The organism is Kocuria gwangalliensis, assembly GCF_039544365.1.
GTDB classification, from domain to species: Bacteria; Actinomycetota; Actinomycetes; order Actinomycetales; family Micrococcaceae; genus Kocuria; species Kocuria gwangalliensis.
The window spans coordinates 1-5,044 of sequence record NZ_BAABLN010000063.1; the positions used below are offsets into that span (position 1 = coordinate 1).

Here is a 5,044-nt window from a genome sequence, read left to right on the forward strand (position 1 = left end):
GGTGGATCAAGGCTAAGCCCCCCGGCTTACCCCACATGGCAAGGGGTCTTTACCTTCCCATCACACACAACCAAGGGTCCCAGGTCGTCCCCCACAATATGGGGCCTTCATCTTTCTCGTTGTCCCATATGTAGCTGGCGCCTGAGCGCGAAAATCTCCGCCGACCTGCACAAAAAACTCAAGACCTATGCCGCCTCCCACGACAAGACCGTCAAAGTCCTCGTCGAAGAGTTCATCCGCGGCCTGGACTGACTCCCCTGCCCTCAAGACGCCAGGAACAGACCCACTCCCTGGTGTCCCTAGGGCTGAGTCCAGGACAGAGAGCGCACACCCCATAAGTGCAAATACGGAAAACCAATCACCACAAAACACAAGGTGATGATGTGCTGTTTCGCCCCCACGATGGGCAGGGGGGCTCCGGATATGTGCTGGCAGTCCCTGGATCTGGAGAACGGTGTCGAGGCCGGAAGGTCAGATCGGGGTGAGCAGGTGTTCGGCTAGGTGTGCCAAGAACAGCTGTTCATCCTCCTCGGTGATCGTGGGGATGCTTGCCAGTTGTCGGCGGAAGGGGTCGGAGAGGCGGATGGGGCGTGCCGATGATCCGCCCTCGGCGATCTGACGGGCCATCACTGCCCGGGTACGAGCGCGCAGCTGCTCGTCGGCTCCCCAATCAAACAGTGGTAACTCGAGATTAATCCAACACACCGGTAGGCCGATTTTCCGCACGTACTGGCCTGACGGGCCGGCCAGACCAGGGCCGATGACTTCGGCGTCGAAGAAGTCCCACACCCTGTCCGCGGCGAGCCGGGCCCAGGAGATTTCCACGCCCGGGTCCTGATTCAGGCACGGGGCACTGGTTAGGATTTCACTGATCCGCTGGTGCTGCTCGGTGGTATAGGCATAGGCCCCGCGAGTGCCCACGTCCGCATGTAAAGACACCACGAACCGTGGTCCCAGGCGCTGCAGGTACTGCACCACTTGATCGGCTCGCCGCCCCGCCGCGCGGCTGGGATCCCCGTAGGCGAACTCGACCTGATCCACCAGTGGGCCGATGTACCCGGTGGACAGGTACTGGGCTGCCTCGGCCGGCCTCGACCCCGAAACCCCTTCATCGGGGGGAGGATCGACCGGGCCGAGGAACCCGACCTGCTGCCCCCACCACCGAGTAGCGGCCGACATCGTGGCGGTACGTTCGCGGGCCCAGGGACGCATCCCCAACCCGACCGGTTCGTTGGAGTGTGCGTACTCTAGTAACACTAGCTCGGGATGATCCGGCCCCTGGTACGTCAGGGCCGGCCACCGTTGCTGGCCCCGATCACCAGATGCTGTAGCCGCCATCGACGACCAGCACCTGTCCGGTCACGTGTCCTGACATCGCTGAGGCCAGGAACACCGCAGGGCCGACCAGATCCTCAGCGGTCCCCGGGGCCCCACCGGGCATGAACCGTCTGATGAAGGCATGCCCCGCTTTCGAGGCGAAGTAATCCTCGTTTTTAGGTCCTTGCAGGTACCCCGGGGCCAGCACGTTGCACTGGATCCCCTCGGTCGCCACTTCCAGCGCGATCGAGCGGGTGAAGGCGATCACCGCTGCCTTCGAGGCCGCATAGGCCGAGACCGCCGGTACCGGGTGAGGCCCCAGCACCGAGGAGACGTTCACGATCTTCCCCCCGCCCTGCTGGCGCATCGAGGGCAGATACGCCCGACACATCCGATAGGCGGTCTTGTAGTTAGCTTCCAAGGTGACCTCCACCATCTTTTCGGTAGTGGTGCGTAGATGCCCCTCGCGCCCGGTCCCGGCATTGTTGATTAGCACTTGGACCGGCCCGGTGGCCTCCAGACACTGCTGCCCCGCCCCCGCTGCGCCCAGGTCTACGACGACGAACGAGTCCAGCACCCCATGGTGCTGCATCTGCTCCAATGGCTCCTGGTTCCTGTCCACTCCCACGACCTGGGAACCCAACTGGGTGAACCGGGCACACAACACCTGCCCGATTGCTCCGGCCGCCCCGGTGATCAGTACCCGCTTGTCGGCCAACCCTAGCAACTGTTGTGTCGCGTCCTGGCTCATGTGCTCATCCTCGCTCGAGTAGGAGAGACCACCGCGGCGGTCACCAACATCACCGCACACGTGGCCGCCAGTCCGGTGGTGCCGAACAGGTGGGAGACCACTCCCAGTACCGGGGCAAGAACCGCGAACCCGATCTCCATAGCCATCGACGCGATGCTCATCCCTGTTGCGTCCCCGTGCCGGCTCAACGCCTGACCCAGTTGACGCCGGTATGCCCCCACCGCCCGGGCTCGGCCTCCCAGCAATACGGCCACCGCGATCACGACCACGGCCGCAGAAGGGATGCTCACCAGAACCGCAGCGACCGCCAAGACGAAGATCAGCGCACGCCCGAAATGCACCCCGGTGATCAGGTGACTAATCCCGGCCCCGACTAAGGCCGTCGCGGCAGCCAACAGGCCAAAGACGGACTCGGGGAAACCGGCTTGACCGTAGTAGATCGGCGAGAGGTACGTCATCACCGCAAAAGCCGTGCCGGTGAGCACAGCCGCGGCCAGGACCCTCACCTGCCCTGGATCCTGGCGCAGATCGGCCACGATCAACCCGATGGTGCGCACCAAACCCATGGTCTGGTGCTGTTCCCCGGTCTGCTCGCCACCACCTGTACTCACCATCGACACCAGCATTACCCCGAGAAGGGAAGCAGCAGCTGTTCCCCAGAAGGTCGACGCCGCTCCCCCGAGTAGGAACAACGCACTGGCCATGGCGTAGCTGATAGCCAACGTCGCCAGTAGCAAGGACTGAGTGCGACTCTCCCACGGCTCGAACTGCTCCGTGTGCCCCTCGCGTCTCAGGGCTTGAAGCAACAACGCACTGTCACTGCCCGAGCCCAATACCATGGCCACGGCGAACACCGGTTGCACTGCCCAGTACATCCAGGCCGCATCGGCCATCGCGAGCATCACACACCCCACGATGTTCGCGACCCCGGAGAGGATCAACGCCACCCGAGGAGTGATCCGGTCCGCCACCCACCCGGACGGGACCTCCAATACAACCACCAGCAGAGCGAAGATCCCCTCGACCACCAAGATTTGGCTCAGCGGGATCCCCAACCCCACCGCGTAGACCACGATATAGGGGGTGAAAAAATAGGCGCTCAGCAACAGACGGGCGACCGTAACCGTCCGCACCCCCGAGGCGGCCCTCATGCGACAGCAGGACTCGGACTGAGGATCTGCCAGGTTCCCGGTGCCTCCCGCTCCATCCAGATCAGCTCCCGATAGATGCGCTTGTAGTAGGCACAGTGCTCCGACTCCCGGTCCAAGACCTTGAAGTGGGTGTAGCTTTTGTGCACGCATCCGCCGTGGCACATCTGCTTCCACGGGCACACCCGACAGTCCTCGATCTCATCGACATGACGAGCCCGCAACTGGCCCATCAGCGGACTCGCATCCAGGCACTGCTTCAGATCGTCCGTGTCGATGTTGCCCAGGATGAACTCGGGCTTGCCGACCATCTCCTCGCACGGATACAGATCCCCGTTGGTGTCGATCGCCACCATGTTCGTTCCCGCCCCGCAAGGGTTGCGCATGCACATGTACTCGCGCTTGAACGACCGCAATGACCCGATCTCCCCCGCGGTGAGATTCGCCAAGGGCGGCAACTGCTCCCCGGTCTTCGCTCTCTCCAGCACGTGCTGGAGCAACCCCGTGTACACCTGGAACCAGGTGTCCCCGTCTAACCAGTCCTCATTGCCGGCACTGCCGCTTTCGAACACCGGCAGGAAACGGATGCTGGTCACCTTCAGCCCCGCCATGCTGTCGTACATTTCCTTGATCAACTGCTTGTTGCCGTTGTGGACCACGCACACCGCATGGACCTCCAGCCCCGCCTCCTGTAACCGACGGATGCCCTTGACCACTCCCAAATAGGAGCCCCGACCGGCGTGGTTGCGGCGGAACTCATCATGGGTCTCCTGAGTCCCGTCCAAGGAGACCCGTACCGAGAAGGAGTTGCGCAGGAAGAATTCGCAGGTGTCTTCGGTCAACAGGTACCCGTTGGTCTGGATGGAGAAATCCACCGGCTTGCCTGTCTGCTCACTGCGTCGCTGCGCGTGTGCCGTGGCATCCTTGATCAGCTTCATCGCCATCGTGGGCTCGCCCCCGTGGAACTCCACATTGACTCGGCGCGTCGGCAACTCGAAGAGTTGGTCGATCCCCCGAATCATCCGCTCCAACGTCATCGTCTGACGAACGATGCCTGCTTCCATCGTGTAGCAGTACGAACACGCCAGATTGCACCAGTTGTGCACATGGAATACCCCCAGCGCCGGGTAGCCATTGTGCGTGCCGGTCTTCGGACTGATCGGCAACATTCCCAAAGGCCGAGCACTTGAGGTCGAACGCACCCGCGTCTCCACCGCCAGCACACCCTTGTCGAACAGTGGCCGAGCGACCTCCCACACCTGTTCCGAGGTGCTGTCGATCTGTTCGGCCACCTCCTGGAGACTGACCCCGTCCGTACCGCGGGCCATCATCGTTTCCATCAACGACTTCACCAGCTGGTCATCACAGACCCACCACCCCCCAGTCTCCTGGGACACGAATAGACGATCATCCCCACGGTCCTCAACATGGATCGGGCCGGGAGTAGAGATTCTGGTGCTGGGTTCGATCTTCATAACGTCCTCGAATGATGTCGTGACGGGCAGCACCCCTCAGGGAAAGACGCCGCTTCAGGAATGAAGCAGCGGGGGCACAGGATCCCTGTACCCCCGCTGCTGGCGCTCACACGATGGTGGCAATCCACTGAGTGTTGACTTCCTCAGTCGTTTCGACAGTCTCGAAATCCAGATCCTCCATAACCACACACCTCCTCCACCTCGTAGATGTGACCTGCCTCACAGGCCAAGGTATAGAGAATATTTCACACCGAAATCCTTGCCGCAACCCCCCGTTACCTTTTTCATGACGCCGGTGTCCGGGAGGATGAAGGCGTAGGTAACCAGCCGGCCCCGGCATGATGTCCGCCCCC

4 protein-coding genes are annotated in these 5,044 nt (G+C 62.5%); all 4 read right to left on the bottom strand.

What is annotated here, in order from left to right:
- Positions 1-471 precede the first annotated feature (471 nt).
- On the bottom strand, positions 472-1,179 hold the full coding sequence (locus tag ABEA06_RS13675; protein WP_345311851.1) for a hypothetical protein: 708 nt from the start codon (positions 1,177-1,179) through the stop codon (positions 472-474).
- Positions 1,180-1,315: 136 nt separating this feature from the next.
- Complete coding sequence (locus ABEA06_RS13680) at positions 1,316-2,068, bottom strand: SDR family NAD(P)-dependent oxidoreductase (RefSeq protein WP_345311852.1); 753 nt, start codon at positions 2,066-2,068, stop codon at positions 1,316-1,318.
- On the bottom strand, positions 2,065-3,201 hold the full coding sequence (locus tag ABEA06_RS13685; RefSeq protein ID WP_345311853.1) for an MFS transporter: 1,137 nt from the start codon (positions 3,199-3,201) through the stop codon (positions 2,065-2,067). The genes ABEA06_RS13680 and ABEA06_RS13685 overlap by 4 nt, the downstream gene beginning before the upstream one ends.
- Before the next feature lie 14 nt (positions 3,202-3,215).
- Positions 3,216-4,613, bottom strand: a complete 1,398-nt coding sequence (locus ABEA06_RS13690; RefSeq protein ID WP_345311854.1) for a radical SAM/SPASM domain-containing protein — start codon at positions 4,611-4,613, stop codon at positions 3,216-3,218.
- Positions 4,614-5,044 lie beyond the last annotated feature (431 nt).

Coding starts and splice junctions, on each gene's coding strand:
- ABEA06_RS13680 (WP_345311852.1), bottom strand. CDS start 2,068: ATGAGCCAGGACGCGACACAACAGTTGCTAGGGTTGGCCGACAAGCGG.
- ABEA06_RS13675 (WP_345311851.1), bottom strand. CDS start 1,179: ATGTCGGCCGCTACTCGGTGGTGGGGGCAGCAGGTCGGGTTCCTCGGC.